Source organism: Microbispora sp. NPDC046973 (assembly GCF_040644495.1).
In the GTDB taxonomy this organism is placed as follows: domain Bacteria; phylum Actinomycetota; class Actinomycetes; order Streptosporangiales; family Streptosporangiaceae; genus Microbispora.
The window spans coordinates 1-22,007 of sequence record NZ_JBEYWQ010000059.1; the positions used below are offsets into that span (position 1 = coordinate 1).

17 protein-coding genes are annotated in these 22,007 nt (G+C 69.0%); 7 read left to right on the forward strand and 10 right to left on the reverse strand.

Annotation, left to right across the window (positions count from 1 at the left end):
• Positions 1 to 260: 260 nt before the first annotated feature.
• The 3 genes from ABZ860_RS41995 to ABZ860_RS42005 are packed head-to-tail and all read right to left on the reverse strand — an operon-like array spanning position 261 to position 3,960.
• Positions 261 to 1,307, reverse strand: a complete 1,047-nt coding sequence (locus ABZ860_RS41995; protein ID WP_357232161.1) for an ABC transporter permease — start codon at positions 1,305 to 1,307, stop codon at positions 261 to 263.
• Positions 1,300 to 2,865: a sugar ABC transporter ATP-binding protein gene (locus ABZ860_RS42000; protein ID WP_357232164.1), complete on the reverse strand. Its 1,566-nt coding sequence runs from the start codon at positions 2,863 to 2,865 to the stop codon at positions 1,300 to 1,302. Before ABZ860_RS42000 ends, ABZ860_RS41995 begins: the two co-directional genes overlap by 8 nt.
• 12 nt (positions 2,866 to 2,877) lie before the next feature.
• The gene (locus tag ABZ860_RS42005; protein ID WP_357232166.1) at positions 2,878 to 3,960 is read right to left on the reverse strand and encodes a sugar ABC transporter substrate-binding protein; all 1,083 of its coding nucleotides are present in this window, start codon (positions 3,958 to 3,960) and stop codon (positions 2,878 to 2,880) included.
• Positions 3,961 to 4,391: 431 nt separating this feature from the next.
• On the opposite strand from ABZ860_RS42005, the gene ABZ860_RS42010 reads away from it, so the two are divergent.
• On the forward strand, positions 4,392 to 5,105 hold the full coding sequence (locus tag ABZ860_RS42010) for a FadR/GntR family transcriptional regulator (protein ID WP_357232169.1): 714 nt from the start codon (positions 4,392 to 4,394) through the stop codon (positions 5,103 to 5,105).
• A gap of 37 nt (positions 5,106 to 5,142) precedes the next feature.
• Here ABZ860_RS42010 and ABZ860_RS42015 read toward each other — a convergent pair whose 3' ends face one another.
• Positions 5,143 to 5,904, reverse strand: a complete 762-nt coding sequence (locus ABZ860_RS42015) for a FadR/GntR family transcriptional regulator (protein WP_357232171.1) — start codon at positions 5,902 to 5,904, stop codon at positions 5,143 to 5,145.
• 459 nt (positions 5,905 to 6,363) lie between these two features.
• Between ABZ860_RS42015 and ABZ860_RS42020 the strand changes: the two genes are divergently transcribed.
• Positions 6,364 to 9,675, forward strand: a complete 3,312-nt coding sequence (locus tag ABZ860_RS42020) for a glycoside hydrolase N-terminal domain-containing protein (RefSeq protein WP_357232174.1) — start codon at positions 6,364 to 6,366, stop codon at positions 9,673 to 9,675.
• Positions 9,676 to 9,804: 129 nt separating this feature from the next.
• Here ABZ860_RS42020 and ABZ860_RS42025 read toward each other — a convergent pair whose 3' ends face one another.
• On the reverse strand, positions 9,805 to 11,367 hold the full coding sequence (locus ABZ860_RS42025) for a glycosyl hydrolase family 18 protein (protein ID WP_357232177.1): 1,563 nt from the start codon (positions 11,365 to 11,367) through the stop codon (positions 9,805 to 9,807).
• Between the two features lie 652 nt (positions 11,368 to 12,019).
• On the opposite strand from ABZ860_RS42025, the gene ABZ860_RS42030 reads away from it, so the two are divergent.
• A complete protein-coding gene (locus tag ABZ860_RS42030; RefSeq protein ID WP_357232180.1) occupies positions 12,020 to 12,445 on the forward strand; it encodes a GNAT family N-acetyltransferase in 426 nt (141 codons plus the stop codon).
• A 47-nt stretch (positions 12,446 to 12,492) separates the two neighbouring features.
• On the opposite strand, the gene ABZ860_RS42035 is transcribed toward ABZ860_RS42030, so the two are convergent.
• Positions 12,493 to 13,536 carry a LacI family DNA-binding transcriptional regulator gene (locus ABZ860_RS42035; protein WP_357232183.1) on the reverse strand — a complete coding sequence of 348 codons (1,044 nt, stop codon included), beginning with the start codon at positions 13,534 to 13,536 and terminating at the stop codon, positions 12,493 to 12,495.
• Between the two features lie 186 nt (positions 13,537 to 13,722).
• Here ABZ860_RS42035 and ABZ860_RS42040 point away from each other — a divergent pair, with 186 nt between their 5' ends.
• The 4 genes from ABZ860_RS42040 (at position 13,723) to ABZ860_RS42055 (ending at position 18,725) form a co-directional block, all read left to right on the forward strand.
• Positions 13,723 to 15,054 (forward strand): sugar ABC transporter substrate-binding protein, encoded by a 1,332-nt coding sequence (locus ABZ860_RS42040; protein ID WP_357232186.1) that lies wholly within the window; start codon positions 13,723 to 13,725, stop codon positions 15,052 to 15,054.
• Positions 15,055 to 15,159: 105 nt separating this feature from the next.
• Complete coding sequence (locus ABZ860_RS42045; protein WP_357232189.1) at positions 15,160 to 16,113, forward strand: sugar ABC transporter permease; 954 nt, start codon at positions 15,160 to 15,162, stop codon at positions 16,111 to 16,113.
• 109 nt (positions 16,114 to 16,222) lie between these two features.
• On the forward strand, positions 16,223 to 17,038 hold the full coding sequence (locus ABZ860_RS42050; protein WP_357232192.1) for a carbohydrate ABC transporter permease: 816 nt from the start codon (positions 16,223 to 16,225) through the stop codon (positions 17,036 to 17,038).
• A 49-nt stretch (positions 17,039 to 17,087) separates the two neighbouring features.
• Entirely contained in the window at positions 17,088 to 18,725 is a 1,638-nt protein-coding gene (locus ABZ860_RS42055; RefSeq protein WP_357232195.1) for a beta-xylosidase, read from the forward strand.
• A 55-nt stretch (positions 18,726 to 18,780) separates the two neighbouring features.
• Here the strand turns inward: ABZ860_RS42055 and ABZ860_RS42060 are convergent, their stop codons facing one another.
• The 4 genes from ABZ860_RS42060 to ABZ860_RS42075 all read right to left on the reverse strand — a co-directional run bounded on the left by ABZ860_RS42060 (position 18,781) and on the right by ABZ860_RS42075 (position 21,997).
• Positions 18,781 to 20,097, reverse strand: a complete 1,317-nt coding sequence (locus ABZ860_RS42060) for a hypothetical protein (protein ID WP_357232198.1) — start codon at positions 20,095 to 20,097, stop codon at positions 18,781 to 18,783.
• A 9-nt stretch (positions 20,098 to 20,106) separates the two neighbouring features.
• Positions 20,107 to 20,589, reverse strand: coding sequence for a hypothetical protein (locus tag ABZ860_RS42065; RefSeq protein WP_357232201.1), 483 nt, complete (start codon positions 20,587 to 20,589; stop codon positions 20,107 to 20,109).
• Positions 20,590 to 20,620: 31 nt separating this feature from the next.
• A complete protein-coding gene (locus ABZ860_RS42070; RefSeq protein ID WP_357232204.1) occupies positions 20,621 to 21,586 on the reverse strand; it encodes a copper resistance protein CopC in 966 nt (321 codons plus the stop codon).
• Positions 21,587 to 21,874: 288 nt separating this feature from the next.
• On the reverse strand, positions 21,875 to 21,997 hold the full coding sequence (locus tag ABZ860_RS42075) for an RICIN domain-containing protein (RefSeq protein WP_357232207.1): 123 nt from the start codon (positions 21,995 to 21,997) through the stop codon (positions 21,875 to 21,877).
• Between the last annotated feature and the right edge of the window lie 10 nt (positions 21,998 to 22,007).

A 22,007-nucleotide genomic window follows, 5' to 3' on the forward strand; every position in this document is an offset into this window, starting at 1 on the left:
CCGGCCTTCACGATGGGCAACGCCTGGCAGTTCTTCATGGGCTACCGCTTCGCCATCTTCAACTACGCCACCCAATCGCTGGGCGGCGCGGTCACTGTCAACCGCTTCGACCTCACCACCCCCTGACACCACCGACGCCGACGGCCCCCGGGAACGGATACACCGATCCCGGGGGGCCGTCGCCCGTCACGGATTTCGCCGGCGTCCACCTGGGCGCCGGGGCGGGGGAGGCCGGCGCGGGGATCGGCCTCCCCTTCTCGTCATTCCTGCGACTTGCCGCCGGTGAGGCGGGAGATCGCGAGCGCGGTGAGGATGATCGCCCCGTTGAGCGCCTGGATCCACTGCGCGGGCACGCCCGCGAGGGTGAGGACGTTCTGGATCATGTAGAGCAGCAGGATGCCGGTGAACGCGCCGAACACGGTGCCCTTGCCGCCGTTGAGGCTGACCCCGCCGATGACGGCGGCGGCGAACACCGTGAAGATCGCGCCGTCGCCCTGGGCGGCGGCGACGGAGGCGAGCCGGCCCGTTAGCAGGAGACCGCCGATCGCGGCCAGCAGGCTCGCGGAGATCAGCACGATCCACAACACCCGGTCGGTGCGGATCCCGGCCGCCTTGGCGGCGTCGACGTTCCCGCCGATCGCGTACAGCGCCCGGCCGAACCGGGTGAATCCCATGACCACGATGCCGGCGGCGAACAGCAGCAGGCATATCCAGATGGACGCGGGCACGCCGAGCCACATGGCCGAGCCGAAGTACGTCATCGATTCCGGCAGGTTGAAGAAGGTCTGCCCGCCGGAGATGCCGGTGAGGAGGCCGCGCAGCACGATGAGCATGCCCAGGGTGACGATGAAGCCGTTGAGCCCGAAGCGGACGATGAACAGCGCGTTCACCGCCCCGATCAGCACGCCCACCGCGAGGGTGACGGGGATCCCCCAGGCGCCGGGCAGCAGTCCGAGCCCGGGTCCGGTTCCGGCGGCGACCGTCAGCCACGCGGCCACGCCTGGGGCCAGCCCGAAGGTCGACTCGAGCGACAGGTCCATCCTGCCGGCGATCAGCACGAGCGTCTGCGCCAGGACGAGCAGCGAGATCTCCGACATCGTCTGCAGGATGTTGATCAGGTTGTCGCTCTGCAGGAAGATCGGGTTGACGATCTGCCCGACGATCGCGATCACGATGATCGCGGGAACGAGCGCGAAGTCCCGCAGCCGCGCGAGGGCGATCGTCGGGCGGCGCCTTCCGGCCTCCTCCGGCGCCGGCGGGCTCGGCGGGTGTCCCGTCGTGGCGTGAGCCGTGGTGCTGTCAGGCATCGAGGTCGACTCCTTCCATGGCGGCCACCATCTCGTGGTCGTGCCAGCCGGCGGCCAGTTCCGCGACGACGCGGCCGTGGAACATCACGAGCACCCGGTTGCACAGCCGCAGGTCGTCAAGTTCATCGGAGGCGATCACGACGCCGGTCCCCTTCTCCGCGACCTCCTCGACCTTGCCGAGCAGGAACTCCTTCGACCGGACGTCGACTCCGGCGGTCGGTGTGATCAGTACGAGCAGGCGGGGGTCGCTGGCCAGGGCGCGAGCCATCACGACCTTCTGCTGGTTGCCGCCGGACAGCCCGGAGACGGGGAGCTCCGGGCCGGGTGTCTTGATCGCGAGATTCGTGATCATCTCGCGGGCCAGCGCGTCCTTGCGCCGGCCGCTGACGAAGCCCGCCTGACCGAGCCGCTCGGGCACGGTCATCGTGGCGTTGTCGGCGATGGACATCAGGGGAACGAGCCCCTGATGGTGGCGGTCGCGGGGTACGAAGCCCACTCCGGCGGCCAGCGACTCCGGCACACTCCCGGGACGCGGGCGGCTCCCGGCCACCTCCAGGGTCCCGTCCGTGGGAGCGCGCAGCCCGGCGATGGCCTCGGCGAGCTCGGTCTTCCCGCTGCCGCCCAGGCCCGCCAGCCCCACGATCTCCCCGGCCCGGACCCGGAGGTCGACGTCCTGGTAGACCTCGGCGTCGCACAGGCCCCGGACGTCGAGGACCACCGGGGCCTGCGCCGGGACCGGCGGGCGCACGGCGTGCTCCCGCAGCCCCGCGGCCTCACCGGTCATCGCCGCCACGAGCTCGCCCTGGGGCAGGTCCGCCACCGGCGCGGTGAGGATGTGCCGGGCGTCCCGGAACACCGTGACCATGTCGCAGATCTCATAGATCTCCTGCAGGTGATGACTGATGAACAGGAAGGTGACTCCCTGCTCCCGCATCGCCTGCATCCGCTCGAAGAGCCGGGAGATCGCCGCGCCGTCCAGCTGGGCGGTGGGCTCGTCGAGGATGATGAACCTCGCGCCGAACGACAGCGCCCGGGCGATCTCCACGAACTGCCGCTGCTCCACTCCCAGCTCACCGGCCGGCCGGCGGACGTCGACGTCCACCGACCACGCCTCCAGCAGGTCGGCCGCCTTCCGCCACAGACCCTTCCAGCCGACCAGCCCCAGCCGGTTGCGGTCGTGCCGGTTCAGGTACAGGTTCTCCGCCACGGTCAGCTCAGGGATGATCGTGGACTTCTGATAGACGCAGGCGACCCGTTCCCGCCAGGCGTCACGGTCGGACAGCCGCGGCGCGGGGGATCCGGCGAAGCGGACCTCGCCCTCGTCCGGCGCCTGCAGTCCCGTCAGGATGGACACCAGGGTCGACTTGCCCGCGCCGTTGCGCCCGACCAGCGCGTGCGTCTCCCCGGGCCTGATCGTGATGCGGGCACGATCCAGCGCCGTCGTCTCGCCGTACCTCTTGGTGATGTGCTCCGCCTCGGCGACGGGCGGGTCCGCACGGACCGGCCCGTCGTCACGGGCGGGTGGAGGGCTCGCGGGCCCTCCCGCGAACTCTTCCATGGCCACGCCCTCTCAGCTCAGGTTGTTGCCCCACAGCGACTTGTCGTCGTGCTTCACGCTGGGGATCCCGCCGTAGGTGCCGCCGTCGGCGGTGACCAGCGGCGCGGACAGCTGGTCCTCCAGCAGGCCAGGCCGCACCTGGATGATGGTGCTGTCGTGATCGGTCTTGCCCGGCTGGAAGGTCTTGCCCTCGATCGCGGCCTGGGCGTACGACAGCGCCCACTTGGCGTACAGGTCCGCAGGCTGGGACACGGTCGCGTCGATGTTCCCGGCGGCGATGTCCTTGAGCTCCTGCGGGATGCCGTCGTTGGAGACGACGAAGACGTGCTTGGGGTCGGTCGGCGGGACCAGGAGGTCGCGCTGCTTGAGCACCTGCAGCGTGCCGGCGAGCGCGAAGCTCGACTGCATGTAGACGCCCTTGACGTCCGGGTTCGCGGTCAGGACCGTGGACAGCTTCTGCGAGGCCACGGCACCGTCCCAGTTCGTCGCCTCGCCGAACACCTTGATGCCGGGATAGTTCTGCTTCATGCAGTCGTTGAACGCCTCGGTGCGGTCCCGGCCGTTGATGGAGGCCAGGTCGCCCTCCAGCATGACCACCTTGCCCTTGCCGCCGAGCTTCTCGCCCAGGAACTTGCAGGCCTTCTCCCCGTACGCGCGGTTGTCGGCCCGCACCACCATGAAGGCGTTGCCCGTGTCGGGCCGGGTGTCCACCAGCACGGCGGGGATCTTCTTGCTCTCGAGCTGCTGCAGCGTGGGCGCCACCGCCGCGGTGTCCTGCGGCGCCATCACCACGCCCTTCACGCCCTGACCCATCAGGGTCTGCACGTTGGCGGTGAGCTTGGCGATGTCGTTCTGGGAGTTGGTGGTCTTGACCTCCGCACCCAGCTCACCGGCGAACTTCGGCACATAACTGATGTAGGAGTTCCAGAAGTCGGTATCGGAACGCGGGTAGTCGACACCGATGACCGGCTTCGCCGCCGCGTTGTTCCCGCCGCCGGAGTCGTCGTTTCCGGTACCGCTGTTCCCGCCGCAGGCCGCGGCGAGGCACCCCGACATGGCTAAGGCCGCGGCGAGCGCGAACCGTCTGCGTTCCATCGTCTCTCCTTCTGAAGCACCACGGCTGCCATGCCGTCGCTGACGCGCCACGCTCAGGTGACGCCCGGGCCGCTACATGGGGCTTTGGCGAGGCTCACCAGAGCGGCTCATCACCGACAGGACATGGGATGTCTTTCTATGCTCAAACCCACACCAGTGTCCAGACCTTGAGGACAGAATGGTGGTATTCCGTTATTTGCTTGGCTCCCGTCAGCAAGGGATCCGACGTATCGACTGGCCCGACGGGGCCGGACGACCACGACACATCGCATGTCTGTCCCGGTTGAAGGCGCAGGCGACGGGCTCGTTCCAGGCAGCCCACGTCAGGGCACCCTCTCGTCCGGCCGAAGTGCGGCCGGTGCGGGGAGCGGCCACCCATGCACTCGGGGACCGTGTGGAGGTCCGCCGTCCTGACATACCAAAATGCAGGTATGTCGTTGACCGAGCAGGCGATCGAACGCATCAGGCAGCTCATCAAGGACGGGACGCTTCCCCCGGGCGCCCGGCTGCCTCCCGAACAGGAGTTGGCCGCCGAGCTGGGCCTGTCCCGCAACCTGCTCAGAGAGGCCGTCCGCTCCCTCGTCACCACACGGGTGCTGGAGGTACGCAGGGGCGACGGCACCTACGTCACGAGCCTTTCGCCGGAGTTGCTGCTCGAAGGAGTCGGCCTCGCCGTCGAGATGATGCGGGGCGACGATCTGCTCGAGATCACCGAGGTGCGCCGCCTGTTCGAGCCGGTGGCGACGGGCCTGGCCGCCGCCCGGATCACCGCCGATCAGCTCGCGGACGTCGAACGGCATCTCAACGCCATGATCGCGGCGCAGAACGACATCGAAGCGCTCAACCACCACGACGACGCCTTCCACCGGGCCGTCTTCGACGCGACGGGCAACAAGTCTCTGTCCGCCCTGCTCGGCGGCATCGCCAGCCGGACCCTCCGGGCCCGTGTCTGGCGCGGGCTCGTGGAGGAGAACGCGGCCGGCCGTACGATCGCCGAGCACGCCGCCATCTACCGCGCACTCGCGGCCGGCGACGCCCCCCTCGCCCAGGCGGTCGCGCTCATGCACGTCAGCACCACGGAGACCTGGCTGCGGGACAACCTCGGCCATTCGCGGTCCGGCGCGGACCCGGAAGCGGTGAGGTGATCACGCCGGGCATCACACCATGCCCGGGCATGTCACCTCACGCCCGTGCCGCCCGGCTCAGATCGGCCGGCCCAGGTCGGCCGGCCACGGGCTCGGACGGCGCGTCGCCGTCGTCGGGCAACCGGTGCAGGGACTCCTCGACCCCGATGAGATGGTTGGCCATCCGGATCCGCGCCCGTTCGGGATCGCGCGCGGCGAGCGCCGTCAAGATCGCCACGTGCTCGTCGTGAGTGCGCCGGTCGGCGCCCTCCTCGTGCAGGCTTCGCCACAGCCGGCTGCGGACGGTGCGCCTGGCGAACGCCTCGATCAGACCGACCATGACCGGGTTGCCGGTATGGGCGGCGATGATGCGGTGGAAGGCGATGTCGATCTCGATGAGACGCTCGTGGTCGTGGGGTGCCTGACCGACGATTTCGGCCGACTCGCCGAGCAGGTCTCTGGCCTGGCAGAGCGCCTCATCGGTGATCCTGGTCGCGGCCAGCCCCGCCGCCTCGGACTCGAGCAGGCGCCGGACCGTGTACACGTGCCGCGGGTCGCCCTGGCCGTGCAGGTCGACGACGAAGCCCATCGGGGCCAGCAACTGCGTCGCGTCGAGGCTCGTGATGTACGTCCCGTCGCCCTGCCGGGTGCTGACGATTCCGAGGATCGACAGCGCGGAGACCCCTTCGCGCAACGCCCCGCGCGAGACGCCCAGCGACTCGGCGAGGTCCTTCTCGACGGGCAGGCGGTCGCCGGGCCGCAGGACGCCGTCGAGGATCATCCGCTTGATGCTGTCGACTACATCGTCTGTGCGTGACATGGCAGGTAGGTTCCCTGAGTCCGGCTGGAGTGGGGATTCCCGGGTCACCACGGACAGCCGGGGAGTGGATGCGGTGTGCCCGCAGGCCGTCGCCGCCCGTGGTCGTCGGGAAATCGGTGCTGCTCTACGCATACAGGACGCGACCTCGTGCCGCTACTCGGCGACGTGCGGCCTTCCCGCCCACGCGCCGGCCACCGCGACCTGGATCGGTGCGTCCCAGGTGACAGGCACCGGCAAAGGTTCGATGTTTCCCGTTGGCAGAGGGGTCAGATGACTGCTTTTCGGGCTGCTCATTAAGAACCGTTGACCGATACATCAAATCTTTGTAGCTTTGCCACCACCCCCTACACAGCCTCGTCACGCGGTCGGTCCCGCCGGACTCCGCCAGTCTCCTCGATGTCGGGTCGCAGCCTCTTCGGCGCGGCGCCGGCAGCCGGCCGCAGTGCGCTTGGAGAGCGAATGCCAAATCTGACGCGAAGGCAGTTGATGAAGATCGGCACGGTCGGAGCCGGGGCTCTGATGCTGCCGATGCAATGGACAGCGGTCGCCCGAGCCGGATCGGTGGCGCCTCCGGAGGTACGCGCCGCCAACGACCTGGCGCTGTGGTACGACAAGGGCGCCGGCACGGATTGGCTCCGCGCCCTCCCCATCGGCAACGGGCGCCTCGGTGCCATGGTGTTCGGCAACGTCGACGCCGAGCGGCTGCAGCTCAACGAGGACACCGTCTGGGGCGGTGGACCGTACGACCAGAGCAACCCCAAGGGGCTGGCGGCGCTGCCGGAGATCCGGCGCCTCGTCTTCGAGGACAAATGGACCCAGGCCCAAGACCTGATCAATCAGAACATGCTGGGCAAGCCGGCGGGCCAGCTCGCCTACCAGACGGTCGGCAACATCAGGCTGAACTTCCCCGGCACCAGCGGGTTCTCGGAGTACAACCGCCAGCTCGACCTCACCACCGCCACCACGTCCGTCAACTACCTCCTGAACGGCGTGCGGTACAAGCGCGAGGTGTTCGCGAGCGCACCGGACCAGGTCATCGTCGTTCGCCTGACCGCCGACAAGCCCGGCTCGATCACGTTCTCGGCGACGTTCGACAGCCCCCAGCGGACGACGCGCTCCAGCCCGGACGGCACGACGGTGGCGCTTGACGGCGTCTCGGGCAACTTCGAGGGCATCACCGGCTCGGTCAAGTTCCTGGCGCTGGCCCGGGCCCTCGCCGAGGGCGGCAGCGTCACCAGTTCCGGCGGAACGCTCCAGGTGTCCGCCGCCGACAGCGTGACGCTGCTGATCTCCATCGGCTCCAGCTACGTGAACTACAAGGACGTCGGCGGCGACTACCAGGGCATCGCGCGACGGCACCTCGAGGCCGCCGAGCAGACGCCCTACGACAAGCTGCGCAGCCGGCACGTGACCGACTACCAGGCGTTGTTCAAGCGGACGACGCTCGAACTCGACCGCACCGACGCGGCCGACCAGCCCACGGACGTGCGGATCGCGCAGCACTCGGCCGTCGACGACCCGCAGTTCTCGGCGCTGCTGTTCCAGTTCGGCCGCTATCTGCTGATCAGCTGCTCGCGTCCCGGGACCCAGCCGGCCAACCTGCAGGGCATCTGGAACGACTCGCTGACCCCGTCGTGGGACTCGAAGTACACCATCAACGCCAACCTGCCGATGAACTACTGGCCCGCAGGCTCGACGAACCTGTCGGAGTGCTACGAGCCGGTGTTCGACATGATCCAGGACCTCACGGTCACCGGAGCCCGCACGGCCCAGGTGCAGTACGGCGCCGGCGGCTGGGTCACCCACCACAACACCGACGCGTGGCGGGCCACCTCGGTCGTCGACGGCGCGTTCTGGGGCATGTGGCAGACCGGCGGCGCCTGGCTGGCCACCATGATCTGGGACCACTACCTGTACACCGGCGACGTCGAGTTCCTCCGGAAGAACTATCCGGCGATGAAGGGCGCCGCCCAGTTCTTCCTCGACACCCTCGTGGAGGAACCGAAGCTCGGCTACCTGGTCACGAACCCGTCGAACTCGCCCGAGCTCAGCCACCACACGGACGCCAGCGTGGCCGCCGGTCCGACCATGGACAACCAGATCCTGCGTGACCTGTTCGACGGCTGCGCCGAGGCGAGCGAGGTTCTCGGCCTGGACGCCGGCTTCCGGGCGCAGGTCCTGGAGGCTCGCAAGCGGCTGGCTCCGATGAAGATCGGCTCGCGCGGCAACATCCAGGAGTGGCTGTACGACTGGGTGGAGACCGAGCGGAACCACCGGCACGTCTCGCACCTGTACGGTCTGCACCCGAGCCACCAGATCACCAAGCGAGGCACTCCCGAGCTGTTCGAGGCCGCGCGGCGGACCCTCGAACTGCGCGGCGACGACGGCACCGGCTGGTCGCTGGCCTGGAAGATCAACTACTGGGCGCGGATGGAGGAGGGCAAGCGTGCGCACGACCTGGTCCGCCTCCTCGTGACGCCGGCCAGGCTCGCCCCGAACATGTTCGACCTGCACCCGCCGTTCCAGATCGACGGCAACTTCGGCGCGACGTCCGGCGTGGCGGAGATGCTGCTGCACAGCCACAACGGCGAGCTGCACCTGCTGCCCGCCCTGCCCGAGGCCTGGCGGAAGGGACGGGTCGAGGGGCTGCGGGGCCGCGGCGGTTACACCGTCGGCGCGGCGTGGAGCGACGGCCAGGCCGACGAGTACCTCATCACGCCCGACCGCGACGGCGTCGTCAAGGTACGCGGCGCGATCTTCGCCGGGCGCTACAAGGTGGTCGACGGCACGCGCGGCGGCACGGCCCGGACCGAGAAGGCCGAGTCCGACCTGATCGAACTCACCGGGAAGGCCGGGCACACCTACCGCGCGTACGCCCTGCAGAAGGTCACGATCAGCGCGCCCGGCGAGGTGAGCCCGGGCCAGGAGGCGAAGGTCAGCGTCACCGTCCGGGCGGTCGAGATGCCGCTCGCGCCCAGGACGATCGTGACCGTCGAGGCTCCGGAGGGGTGGACCGTCTCACCGGAGCAGGTCGAGTTGCAGCCTCTGGAGCCCGGGGCGGAGCGCACCGTCGATTTCACCGTCACCCCCGCCCAGGGCCAGACCGCGGGCGACGTGGCCCTGATCGGCAAGGCGAGCGGCACCCAGGCCGGCAGCGACTGGACCGCGTCCGCGAAGGCCACGGTCCGGGTGTGGGACGGCCGGGAGAAGCCCCTGGAGGAGCTCTTCAGCAACGTCGCCGTCACCGACGACGCCAACACCGCTCCCGGCAACTTCGACGGCAACGGCGCCAGCATCTCCGCGCAGGCGCTGGCCCAGGCCGGTGTCACCCCGGGGAGCACCGTCACCAAGAACGGGGTGAAATTCACCTGGCCCGCCGTCGCGGTGGGCACCCCCGACAACGCCATCGCGTCCGGGCAGTCCCTCAAGGTGACCGGCTCCGGCAAGACGCTCGGCTTCCTGCTGTGCGGCACGTACGGCGCGGTGTCCGGACCGGCCACCGTCGTCTACAAGGACGGCACGAGGCAGACCTTCACCCTCAGCTCGCCGGACTGGTACGGCGGGCCCAGGCCTGAGGGCGACGCCGCCGTCGTGGCCGCCTATCAGAACCGGCCGAACAACCAGCGGCAGAACACCGCCGCCACCGTCTACTACGCGGGCGTGGCTCTGCAGGACAAGGAGGTGTCCCGCGTCGACCTGCCCAACATCAGCGCGCAGGCGGCGAACGGGGTGGCGACCATGCACATCTTCGCCGTGGCCATCGGCGGATAGCACCACCTGAACCAACCGGACGACGTGGCCGGGGGCGCGGCGTGGGACGACCCCACACCGCGTCCCCGGCTCACGCATGCCGGGGACGCTCGTCCGGCGGTGCCGGCCCTGGCCCGGGTCAGGCCCGCTCTAACGGCCCTGCAGCGACCTGGCGTTGTCGCCGAAGGTCCAGCCCTTCGAACCGTCCCAGTTGATCGACCACGTCATCAGACCCTTGAGCCGGCCGTCGAAGCTGTTCCAGCTCTGGCTCACCAGGGACGGCGACATGTAGCCGCCTCCGGCGCCGGGCTGGGCGGGCAGGCCGGGGACCTGCTTGTCGTACGGAACCCTGATCGTGGTGCCCTGGATGACCAGCCCCTTGTCCAGGCAGGTGGTCTGGGCGACGAACCCCTGGACCGTCCCGGCGGAGTAGGAGTCGCCCGAGCAGCCGTACATGCTCCCGTTGTAGTACTGCATGTTCAGCCACCACAGGCGGCCGTTGTCCACGTACTTCTTGATGACCGGCAGGTAGGCGCCCCAGATCGAGCCGTAGGTGACGCTGCCTCCGGTGACGTACGCCGTCTCGGGCGCCATGGTCAGGCCGAAGTCGGACGGCATCTGGGCGAGCACGCCGTCGATGATGCGGATGAGGTTGGACTGGGAGGCGGACAGCTGGCTGATGCTGCCGCTGCCGCTGAGGCCGGTCTCGATGTCGATGTCGATGCCGTCGAAGTTGTACTTCTTGAGGATCGGCACGATGGTCGCGACGAAGCGGTCGGCGACGCTGCTGGAGCTGAGATCGATGCCGGCGGCGGCTCCGCCGATGGACATCAGGATCGTCGCGCCGTCGGCCTTGGCCTGGCACATCTCCGCCGGCGTCGCCACCTTGACGGTGCTGTCCATGCCGTCTTCCCACAGGACCGTGCCGTCCGAGCGGATGACCGGGAACGCCGCGTTGATCACGTTGTAGCCGTGCTGCCGGATGCGGGCGTCGTTGATCGGCGTCCAGCCGAACGGCGGATGCACGCCGTTGGACGACCCGTCCCAGTTCTCCCAGTATCCCTGGACGACCTTGCCGGCCGGCCGGCCCTTCACCGGGCACGTCGTGCCTCCGGGCGACGGCGACGGCGAGGGCGAGGAAGAGGGGGAAGGCGACGGTGACGGGGAGGACGACGGAGAAGGCGACGGTGACGGAGAGGACGACGGAGAGGACGACGGAGAAGGCCCGCCGGGGCCGTCGAAGCTGATGTCGTCGGCGTAGTAGGTGCCCTGGCCGTACCAGCCGTGCAGGTAGACCACCGCGGTCGTCTGGTCGGCGCCGGTGGTGAAGGACAGGCGTAGCTGCGTGTATGCGGACGGCGACGAGGTCCAGGTGGACGATCCGCCGTTTACGCCGAAGTACACGTAGCTTCCGCGGACCCACGCGCTCAGGGCGTAGGCGGTGTTCGGCTTCACGGACACGGTCTGGGTGCACTGCGCGGTGTCCGAGCCGCTGGCCGCGCCGGCCAGTGCCCTGCCGCCGGCGTGGACCGGGGAACCGACCACCGACCCCAGGCCGCCGGTGCAGGACCAGGGGGAGAGGTTTCCGGTCTCGAAGTCGGAGTTCACAAGCAGATTGGCCGCGTTGGCCGGTGCCTGCGCGAGGACGGCGCCCGTGGCCGCCAGCAGCAGCGATGCTGCCAGCGTCAGCAGGCGGAGTGTGCGCTTTCGCATGGAGCTCTCCTGAACCAGGAGTGATCGGAGCCATGGCGCCGATCGCGGGGTGGGGGGTGATGGCGCGCCGGCGACGTCACCGATGGGGTGGTTCACCGGTGAGCCGCTGGACGGTACGGATCCGTGATCCCATGGTCGGGACCGACGCTCTATCTGTCAAGATTGTTAACAGATAACTCACTCACCAGCGGGAACGCCTGCAGGTGTCGCCTGCCGCATCGCCGCTGGTGAGGCGGCGTATTGTTAAGAACATTGACAAATAGGCACGCCGATCCCGACCATGGACGCGCGGATCCGTGTGCTCGTCCAGCAGCTCCCTGCTGTGGCAAATCCGCTGATGTGGCGCGACCGGTGGGGACGGATGCACGACCGCGACCCGGTCTGTCCCCCACACCTGCCTCGGCGACGTGGACGTCGATCAGCACGGCCGCGTCTCGCTCGAAGGCGAGCCGGTCGAGTCCGGGCCGGCGGAGTCCGTCTCGCTGAACCGCCTCTACTTCCTCTGAGGAGCGATCCAGTGGAGGGGGCCGACCGGCCGCTCGACGACTGCCGGACGCGCGAGCTGCTCCTACTATGGGCGTTCGTGACAACGAGTCGGAGCCCGCGCCTGCGACCGGCAGAACCGGCTGATTATGACCGCATCGTCGCTGTCGTGGACGACTGGTGGGGGCGGCCGATCCGGTCGGGCCTGCCCCGGCTGTTCCTCGATCATTTCCACCGCACGAGCCTGGTGGCCGAGGACGGCGACCGTCTCGCGGGCTTCCTGATCGGGTTCATGTCGCCCTCGGTTCCCGACGCCGCCTATATCCACTTCGCGGGCGTCGCTCCCGATCACCGTGGCGGCGGCCTGGCCCGCCGCCTCTACCAGCGGTTCTTCGACCTCGCGGTGGCCGAGCACCGGACGACGGTCAAGGCGATCACCTCGCCGCAGAACCGTGGCTCCATCGCCTTCCACACCGCGATGGGCTTCACGGTCACCGGTCCCGTCTCCGGCTACGACGGCCCGGCCGTCGACCGGATCGTCTTCCAGCTCAGGCTTTCCCCGCGCCGGAAGACCGGCGCGACGTCGCCGGAGTGACCGCGGCCGCGCGCGGCGCGTGCCCGCGGAGCCCGCAGCCGGGCGGATCAGGGCGACGGGACGGGGCCCGTCGAGTCGCGGACGCTGAGCGTCGTCGCGAGCTGCAGGTGCCGGGAGGCGGGCTGGACGCCGTCCGCCATGCCGAGGACGGTCTCGACGGCCATCCGGCCCATGCCGACGAGAGGCTGCCGGACGGACGTGAGCCGGGGCGTGGTCCACTCGGTCTGCGGCGTGTCGTCGAACCCGGTGACCGACAGCTCGCCGGGGACGGCGATGTGCAGCTCCTTGGCCGCGGCGAGGACGCCGACGGCGATCTCGTCGTTGCCCGCGACGACGGCCGTCGGCCGCTCGTCGAGTGACAGGACGTCACGACCGTGCCGGAGTCCCGCCTCGACGGAGAACGCCTCGTTGCGGATCAGCGTGCGGTCCGGCGTGATGCCGGCCGAGTCGAGCGCGGCCTGATAGCCGTGGAAGCGTTCCACCGAAGGGGCGGAGCCCGGCGGGCCGCCGATCCAGGCGATCCTGCGGTGGCCGTGCTTGATGACGTGCTCGGTCGCGGAGCGACCGCCCGCCCAGTTGGTGGAGCCGATGCTGACGACACGTGATTCGGTCGTGTCGATCGGGTCGATCGTCACGACGGGCACCTCGAGATCCTCCGCGGACAGGAGCACCGTGTCGGGCACCGCGACGGCGAGCGCGATGATGCCGGCGACGCCGGACGCCTTCTGCTCCTCCACCCACGCGCGGGCCGCCGTACGGTTCGTGCTGATCGGCTCGCCGGGCGGCAGGCGAAGGAGGAGCTCGGCCTGCGCGGAGGTCGCGGCCACGAGTATCCCTTGGAGCACCGTCCCGGCATAACGGGACTCCACGAAGTCGAGCATGGTGACGAGGGCCCTGTCCCGGGTCTGCTCGTGACGCGCCGCCGTCGGCCTGTAGCCGATCTCGGCCATGACTCCGAGGACAAGCTCACGTGTCTTCGCCCCCACATCGCTGCGCCCGTTGAGGACCTTCGACGCGGTCGTAGGCGACACACCGGCCAGTCGGGCGACGTCCGCCAAGGTGGCTCGCTCGGAACGACCTCGCCGTGGCATCAGGGCTCCTTTCGGGGCACGAAATTATTTCGAAATCTACCACGGGTCGCATTCGCCAGATGTTTCCAGGCATTCTTCCCTGTTCACCCCGTTGACATCGGACGGACACACCACCTACTGTCCTGGCAGCAACGAACAAGTTGCGAAATATTTTCGTAACCATCCTCTGGGTGAGAGGAGAGGCCCATGCGGCTCTCCCAGAAGGCAAGGCTCCTTTCCGCAGTACTCGTGCCGATGCTCGCGCTGACTGCATGTTCGGGCGGCTCCAGCGGTTCGAGCGGCTCGAACGGCGGCAGCGCGGCCGGCGGCGGCGACGAGCAGGTGAAGCTGACGGTCTGGAGCTGGGACGGCACCGTCGAAAAGGCGGTCCCCGGCTTCCAGGCGGCGAATCCGAACATCAAGGTCGAGGTCGTCAACGGAGGCTCGTCCCAGGACGAGTACAAGGCGCTCGACAACGCCATCCAGGCCGGTTCCGGTGTGCCCGACCTCGTGATGTTCGAGTACTTCGCAGTGCCCTACTTCGCCATCCCCGGCAAGCTCACCGACCTCGGGGAGTTCGGCGTCGCGAACCTCAAGAACGACTACGTCCCGGCCGCGTGGGGCGATGTGACGGTCAACGGCAAGGTCTACGCGCTGCCGTCCGACTACGGACCGTCGGCGATGTTCTACAACGCCGCCACGCTCAAGAAGGCCGGCATAGACAAGGCCCCGGCCACCTGGGACGAGTACTACGAGGCCGCCAAGAAGGTGCACGCGCTCGGCGGCGACTACTACATCGCCCAGGACACGGGGGACATCTTCTTCCTGCTGTCGCTCATCTGGCAGGCCGGCGGCCGCCCGTTCACGGTGAACGGCAACAAGGTGCACATCGATTTCACGGACGCGGGCACGACCAAGGCGGTGGCCTTCTGGCAGAAGCTGCTCGACGAGGGCCTGATCAACACCAAGGTCACGGGGTGGTCCGACGACTGGAACCGGACGCTCAACGACGGAACCCTCGCCACCCAGACCATGGGCGGCTGGCTGACCTCGACGCTGCCCGAGCGCGCGCCGAAGGCCGCCGGTGACTTCAGGGTCGCCCTGATGCCGCAGTGGCAGCAGGGAGAAAAGGTCGGAGCGGAGAACGGCGGAAGCTCCTTCGGGATCCCGGCCGCCGCCGCGCACAAGGACGCGGCGTACAAGTTCCTCGAGTACTTCACGCACGGCGGCGGTCTGTCGTCCCGCGTCGACGCCGGAGCCTTCGTGCCGAACACGTCGGTGTTGGAGAGCGAGGCGTTCAAGGGCAAGGCCAACAAGTACTTCGGCGACCAGAAGGTCGGCGCCGTGCTCGCCGAGGCCTCGGAGACCGTCGGGAGCGGCTGGCAGTATCCGCCGTTCTTCGAGTGGGCGCGCTCGATCTACGGCGACATCGCGTCACCGTTCTACACCTCGGGCAAGGTCAAGCTCGCCGAGATCCTCGAACAGTGGAAGCAGCGCTGCATCCAGTACGGCAACGAGCAGGGCTTCCAAGTGGACTAGGGATTCTTCGTCACGGCGGGGGTCGCGTGCGACACGGCCGCCGCCGCACGACAGCCGGCGAAGAAGCGAGCCGGGCACCCGCAATGGATCGGAAGGAACACGGACATGGACCTGGCGCGTCGGTTCGACGTCACCCCTTCGGCCATGGCGTCGCCGGATGAGGAACGGCATCCGGCGCCGGCCGGGAGGCGCCGGAGATCGCAGATCGGACTGGCGTTCATCGCGCCCTTCGGCGCGCTGTTCGCGCTCGTGTTCATCGTGCCCATCGTGTACGCCGCCTACCTGAGCTTCTTCCAGGAGAAGCTCATCGGCGGCACCACGTTCGTCGGGTTCGCCAACTACGGCAAGCTGTTTCAGGATCCGCAGTTCTGGGACGGGGTGGGACGCGTCGTGCGCTTCACACTCGTCCAGGTGCCGATCATGCTGTTCTTCTCCATGGCGCTCGCGCTGGCGCTGGACTCCATGCGCGTGCACGGCACCAAATTCATGCGGGCGACGATCTTCCTGCCCTACGCGGTGCCGGCGATCGTGTCGACTCTCATGTGGGGATTCCTGCTCGGCGTCAAGTACGGCCTGTTCGGCAGCCTCAACCGTGCCCTGGGTACGGACATCGACCCCTTCGCCCCCGGGACCACGCTCATCTCCATCGGGCTGATGGTGACGTGGGCCTTCACCGGCTTCAACATGCTCATCTTCTACGCCGCGCTCAAGGCCGTCCCGCGTGAACTGTACGAGGCGGCCGCGATCGACGGGGCGAACGAGTTCCAGGTCATCCGCGCGATCAAGCTGCCGGCACTGCGCGGATCCCTGGTCGTCACGATCATCTTCTCGATCATCGGTACGTTCCAGATGTTCAACGAACCGCAGATCCTGCCCACCATGGTGGCCAACAGCGGCGTCACGACCTTCTACACGCCCAACCTGTACGCGTACAACCTGGCGTTCACCGGTTCCCAGCAGGGCTATGCGGCAGCGCTCGCGCTCGTCATGGCGGCGATCACGATCGCCGTCGCCTACGCCGTTCAGATCAGGGGGTTGAGGAATGCATCCGATCAGTAGCCCGCGGGCCGAGGGCGGCAAAGCCCTGGGCACGCCGATCCGTCGCTCCGGTCGCGGCCGTCGGCTCTACACGGTGGAAAACCCCAGGAAGAGCACGACTCTCACCGTAATGACGGTTCTGTTCACCCTGTACTGCCTGCTGCCGCTCGCCTGGCTCGTCATCAACGCGACCAAGTCGCAGGCCGACTTCGTGTCGTCGTTCGGGCTCGCGCCCGGCCGCGAATTCGCCCTCTGGGACAACATCGTGGAGGTGTTCCGCTACCAGGACGGGATCTTCTCCCGGTGGCTCCTCAACACCCTCCTCTACGTCGTGGTGGGTGCGACCGTGTCGACCTTCCTGGCCGCCCTCGGCGGGTACGCCCTGGCGAAGCTCGACTTCACGGGCAAGCGGGTGTTCCTCTTCGTGGTGCTGGGATCGATCTCGGTCCCCGGCATCGCCCTGGCGATCCCGCAGTTCCTGCTGTTCGCCCACCTTGGCCTGACCAACACCCCGTGGGCGATCCTCATCCCGTCCTTCATCAACCCGTTCGGGTTGTACCTCATGTGGGTGTTCACGGCCGAAGCCGTGCCGACCGGCCTGCTCGAGGCCGCGAAGATCGACGGCGCGGGGGAGTTCAGGACCTTTCTCCGGATCGCGCTCCCGCTGCTCGCGCCGGCGGGCGTGACGGTCCTGCTCTTCTCGTTCGTGTCGATCTGGAACAACTACTTCCTGCCGTTGATCATGCTCAAGGACCCCGCCTGGTATCCGCTGACCGTCGGCATCAACCAGTGGAACAAGCTGGGCTCGTCGGCCGGGAACGGCGCCCTCGTCCAGAATCTCGTGATCACGTCCGCGCTGCTGACGATCGTGCCGTTGATCATCGCGTTCCTCAGCCTGCAGCGGTACTGGCAGTCAGGTCTGTCGCTGGGCGCCATCAAGGGCTAGCCGCCCGCCTCTGCCACCTGTAAACGACCCTGTGAAGAGAAGTGAGACCATGACGAGCGACAGTGTGTCCGAGCTCCGGCTGCGGATCGACGGGAAGGTCTGCGACGAGAGCGCCTTCCCGCACGTGTGGAGCAGGTGCATCGGCGCCGGACGGGCGAACGAGGCACTGCGCGCGGACTGGCAACGGCAATTCGCCGAGGTCGTCGAGGCATGTGGAATCGAGTACATCCGCTTCCACGGCGTCTTCCATGACGACATGTTCGTGTACCGGGAGAGCTACGGCGGCGGGTTCGGGCCGAACTCCCCCCTTGCCGAGCCCGTGTACACGTTCAGCTACGTGGACAAGGTGTTCGACTTCATCGTGGACTGCGGTGTCCGTCCGTTCGTCGAGCTGGGCTTCATGCCGCGCGAGCTCGCGACGGTGACGGAGACGGTGTTCTGGTGGGGCGCTCACTGCAGCCCGCCCAAGGACATGGCGCGCTGGGTGGAGCTGGTCACGAGGTCGGTCGAGCACTGGATCGACCGCTACGGCCTCGACGAGGTGCGGGAATGGCGGTTCGAGGTGTGGAACGAGCCGAACTTGGTTCCCCACTTCTGGACCGGGACGAAGACCGAGTACTTCGAGCTTTACGAGCAGACCGTGACGGCGATCAAGAACATCGATCCCGCGTTGAAGGTGGGCGGGCCCGCGACGAGCGTCTTCGTCCCCGACGACCGCTACAAGGGCGAGGTCGAGGACCGCGCCGCGACGCACGAGACGGCCGCCGCCTCCGACGTGGACGCGCTCGACTGGCGCCCGGTGTGGATCGAGGACTTCATCGCCTGGTGCGCGGAGCGCGGACTTCCGATCGACTTCATCTCGACGCACACCTATCCCACCGACTTCGCGTTCGCCGTCGACGGCGAGGCGGTGCACATCACCCGGTACGCCGACGCCACGTTCGACGACCTGACCCTGCTGCGCAAGCTCGTGAGCAGCAGCCCGTACCCCGATGCGGAGATCCACATCACGGAGTGGTCGACGTCGCCGTCATCGCGTGACTTCATCCACGACACGCTGTTCGCGGCGACCTCCATCACGCGGTCGTATCTGCAGTGCGCCACCCTCGCCGACTCGATCTCCTACTGGACCTTCACCGACGTGTTCGAGGAGGGCGGCGCCGGGATCGGACCGTTTCACGGCGGATTCGGCATCGTGAACGAGGCCGGGATCCACAAGCCCACGTTCCACGCGTTCACGATGCTGAACAGGCTCGGCGACCGGCTGCTGCTCGCGACGTCCGACGGGGTCGTCACCCGCGACAGCCGGACGTCGGCCGTGTCGGCGGTGTTCTTCAACTACCCCGAGGACATGGCCACGCGGGGTCTCCGGTCGGAGAACTCGTACGCGGCGACGCGCGCGCTGGCCCAGATGGGGCCGAGCCGGCGGATCCGGCACTCGATCGACGGTCTGAAGCCGGGCGCCACGTTCCTCGTCGAGGTCGTGGACTGGGAGCACGGGAACGTCGCCGAGGCCTGGCATCAGATGGGGTCCCCCCTCAATCCGTCCAAGGCCGAGAGCGAGCACCTGAGCAGGGTCGCCGACTCGCTCCTCAGGTTCACGCTGACCGTGCCCGACACCGGCGTGCTCGACCTCGACGTCGAACTCGCGCCGTGGGCGGTGATGTCGCTCCGGCAGTCGGCATGACCGCACGGCGCCTTCTCCTTTTGGGCCTTCTCCTTCCCGGCCTTCGCCTCCCCGCTCAGGCGGCGAACAGGAGGAGCAGGCCCACCACGGTGTAGACCACCATCAGCACAAGCAGGGGAACCTGCCCGAGTACGGCGGTCCGGCGCGGGAACAGCGCCAGCGCACGGTCGTGGGCCAGGACGGTGCCCAGCACGTGGCCGATGACGATGACCGTGACCTGGAGGGTCGCGACTCCGGCGGGGGTGGTGCCGAGTGCCTGGATGGTCCACCCGGCGGTGCCGAGCCAGTCGGCTCCGGTGTCCAGCGGGTCGGACAGCAGGGCGATCGTCCGCTGCCCTTCCAGGAGGAACAGGGTGTAGTAGTGGGCGACGACGTATCCGACGGCTATCGGCACGATCGAGTGGGCGATCTCGCCCGCGGTCGTGCCGGGCTCGGCCGCGCCCCATCGGCCCGCGAGCGCGGTCGCGGCCCGGTACGCCGCGAGCACCAGGCCGATGACGACGACCAGACCGGCGGTGCCCGTGACCGGCGCCGGAACCGCGCTCTCCTGCACGAAGCGCACCCATACCGGGGCATTGGACAGGCTGTCGTACATGGTGGAGCCCAGGAGCACGACCACCAGCGCGGTCAGTCCCGGTGCCGGTCGCAGCCCGGCCATGCCGTCCAGGGAGTTGCGCCAGACCGCGACGCCGTCGCGGCGCCTGTGCACGGGGGCGAGCCTGCCCACGAGGCCGCTGTAGACCTCGAACGGATCGGCGTGGTCGAACCACCGGGAGCCGAAGACGACCGCTCCGGCGAGCATGAGCACGGCGTAGGCCGCGAGCCAGGCGCCGATGACCGGCAGGGTGGCCCGTTCGGGGGCCACCAGTTCCAGCCAGACGAAGGCGAACAGGCCGGCGCAGGCGGGCCGGTATCCGACACCGGCGGGCAGCGGCCGCAGGCCGCGCTCAGGGTCGCGTCCGAGCCCCTTGCAGGCCAGCAGGTGCAGCGTCCGCAGCGGGTTCAGGGCGCGCCACACCGGGCCGAACAGCAGCGACAGCGGCACCAGGCCGACCCAGAACAGGACGTAGAACGCCCCGGCGGTGGGGTTGTCGGCTCGATCGGGACCGAAGATCAGCCCGATGCAGAAGTACGCCGCGGCGACGAGCCCGGCGATTCGCCAGACCCACCGCCAGGCCGGTGCGGTCACCGCCGTCTGGATGACGGCGGGCAGCGAGCGGGCGCCGGTGAGGGCGTCACCCAGCCGCGGTTGTTTCCACAGCGCGCCGAGCGCCACGAACGACACCAGCAGTGCGAGGATCGCGCCGGTCAGCGCGGCCGAGAAGGGGATCGGCAGATCCTGGCGGCCGCCGACGCCGTGAGCCAGCAGCATCCCGCCCGCCTAACGCACGACGAGCTGGAACAGCTGCAGTCCCGACTCGTGGGTCTCCATCTCGAACAGCCCGGTCTCGTCGGCGACGAACTCGATGCTCGCGGGGGTGCCCGGCTTCAGGTCGGCTTCCTTGTCGTACCCGTGCAGGTGCGCCTCGTCGGCGGCGTCGCTGGTGACCGTGATCCGCACCGTCTGGCCCTTGGTCACCTCGATCCGTCCCGGCGGCGGCGTGACCTTCCGACCGGCGACGGTGACGGTGATCTCCTTCACGGCCGAGTCGCCGGAGGCGGCGGCCGCCGGCTCGGCAGGGGCCGACTCCGCGGGGGCCGACTCCGCAGGGGCCGCGAGAGCCGACTCGGCGGGAGCCGGGGCGGCCGGCTGGGCGGGGGCGACGGCATCCGATCCGCCACAGGCCGACGTGGCCATCAGCAGGGCCACGCCGAGCGGGAACGCGGCGAGCAGCGGGCGCAGGCGCGCAGGGGCGATCGTCATGGGGAAGTTCTCCTGAAGGGGGTGGGGCAAGTCAGCGTCGCCTGGTGGACTTGGGGCGCTGTGGAGTACGGGACGCCGACGGGCGTGCGGGTTTCCTGGCCTGCGAGCGGCCGGGAGACTGCCTGGCCGCCGGCGCGGCGGGCACGGGCCGCCGTGCCGCCCGCACCACCAGGACGCCCGCTCCGATGACGAGGAGCGCGGGCACCAGCCATACCGACAGCCCGGTGCCGGAGTCGGCCGGCTGCGCTGTGCGGGCGGCGGTGCCGGGCGTGCCGGTTTCGGGCACGGCGCCCTGCCTGCCGCCGGTTTCGGGAACCGTCGCCGCGCCGGCGCCGGTCTGGGGCACCGCGGGGCCCATCGCCGCCGGGCTGCCGCCTGCCTGTGTTCCCGGGGCCGGGCTCCCGCCGGCCTGTGTCCCCGGGGCCGGGCTCCCGCCGGCCTCTGGCACCGGGGCCTGGGTGCCGCTCCCGGGCTCCGCCGAGGCGAGCAGGATGGCGTCGGGCTCGTTGTCCGGAGCCTGCCAGCCCTTGGGCGGCCCCGAGGTTCTGCCCTTGTAGGTGAACCGCAGTTCTCCCCGCACCGGCTCCCCGTCGGAGGCGATCGACAGGTAGCGCACGACGTACTCGCCCTGCTTCGGCCAGTAGGCGACGGGGATCTCCGCGGGGTACCCGGTGTTGTACACGCTCGGTTCCCACACCCCGTCGACGAGGTTGTACTCCTGGACCGGCTTGTCGAGGCGTTTGGGCTGACCGTGCCTCCAGGGCTGATCGACCCGGTCACCGCCGGGGGCGGTGACCGCGAAGTACGCGTTCGGGGCGGGCGCCTCGGTGAAGTAGAGCGACAGGAACTCCATCGGCCCGCGGACCGTGCTGTCCTTGACGGGTGTCGACATCGCGAGCTGGCCGTGGGCGGAAGCGGGCGCCGCGAGGGTGACCATCGTCACCACGCCGACGGCGACCGCCAGAAGCAACCGGCCCAACCAGCGTGCCAGGGTCACTTCTGCTCTCCATGACGGTACGGCCCCTGGATCAGGGGGATGGGCTCGGGCCGGGGAGACCGATTGTGTCGAGGCTAACGACTTTCGCTCCCGATGAACAGAACTTGATGCGTTCGCATCAGAAGTGGAGTGAGTCCGGCGACGACATCGAGAACGTTGCCCGGCAGCCGCATGCGGGCCGAGGACCTTCCCGCGAATCCGGGCAGGCTGCCGAGGATTCGCAGGAAGGTCTCCCTCGTGGGGGTCCTCAACCGGATCACGGGGAGGACAGGGTGTGCTACATGTCGGTCAGACCGCGGTGATGGTCCACTGGTTGTTGGTGTTGGTGTTGGGCGTCCACATGCCGACGGCGGAGCCGGCGGTGGTGTAGCCCATGCCGTCGAGGGACGTCCCGGTGCCGCGGTTGACGATCTGGTAGCGG

What these genes read in the sequence shown, in the direction of transcription:
- ABZ860_RS42025 (WP_357232177.1), bottom strand. Translation starts at nt 11,367, where the DNA reads ATGCGAAAGCGCACACTCCGCCTGCTGACGCTGGCAGCATCGCTGCTG.
- ABZ860_RS42065 (WP_357232201.1), bottom strand. Translation starts at nt 20,589, where the DNA reads ATGACGATCGCCCCTGCGCGCCTGCGCCCGCTGCTCGCCGCGTTCCCG.
- ABZ860_RS42040 (WP_357232186.1), top strand. Translation starts at nt 13,723, where the DNA reads ATGCGGCTCTCCCAGAAGGCAAGGCTCCTTTCCGCAGTACTCGTGCCG.
- ABZ860_RS42050 (WP_357232192.1), top strand. Translation starts at nt 16,223, where the DNA reads ATGACGGTTCTGTTCACCCTGTACTGCCTGCTGCCGCTCGCCTGGCTC.
- ABZ860_RS42055 (WP_357232195.1), top strand. Translation starts at nt 17,088, where the DNA reads ATGACGAGCGACAGTGTGTCCGAGCTCCGGCTGCGGATCGACGGGAAG.
- ABZ860_RS42010 (WP_357232169.1), top strand. Translation starts at nt 4,392, where the DNA reads ATGTCGTTGACCGAGCAGGCGATCGAACGCATCAGGCAGCTCATCAAG.
- ABZ860_RS42020 (WP_357232174.1), top strand. Translation starts at nt 6,364, where the DNA reads ATGCCAAATCTGACGCGAAGGCAGTTGATGAAGATCGGCACGGTCGGA.
- ABZ860_RS42045 (WP_357232189.1), top strand. Translation starts at nt 15,160, where the DNA reads ATGGACCTGGCGCGTCGGTTCGACGTCACCCCTTCGGCCATGGCGTCG.
- ABZ860_RS42005 (WP_357232166.1), bottom strand. Translation starts at nt 3,960, where the DNA reads ATGGAACGCAGACGGTTCGCGCTCGCCGCGGCCTTAGCCATGTCGGGG.
- ABZ860_RS42000 (WP_357232164.1), bottom strand. Translation starts at nt 2,865, where the DNA reads ATGGAAGAGTTCGCGGGAGGGCCCGCGAGCCCTCCACCCGCCCGTGAC.
- ABZ860_RS42035 (WP_357232183.1), bottom strand. Translation starts at nt 13,536, where the DNA reads ATGCCACGGCGAGGTCGTTCCGAGCGAGCCACCTTGGCGGACGTCGCC.
- ABZ860_RS42015 (WP_357232171.1), bottom strand. Translation starts at nt 5,904, where the DNA reads ATGTCACGCACAGACGATGTAGTCGACAGCATCAAGCGGATGATCCTC.
- ABZ860_RS41995 (WP_357232161.1), bottom strand. Translation starts at nt 1,307, where the DNA reads ATGCCTGACAGCACCACGGCTCACGCCACGACGGGACACCCGCCGAGC.
- ABZ860_RS42060 (WP_357232198.1), bottom strand. Translation starts at nt 20,097, where the DNA reads ATGCTGCTGGCTCACGGCGTCGGCGGCCGCCAGGATCTGCCGATCCCC.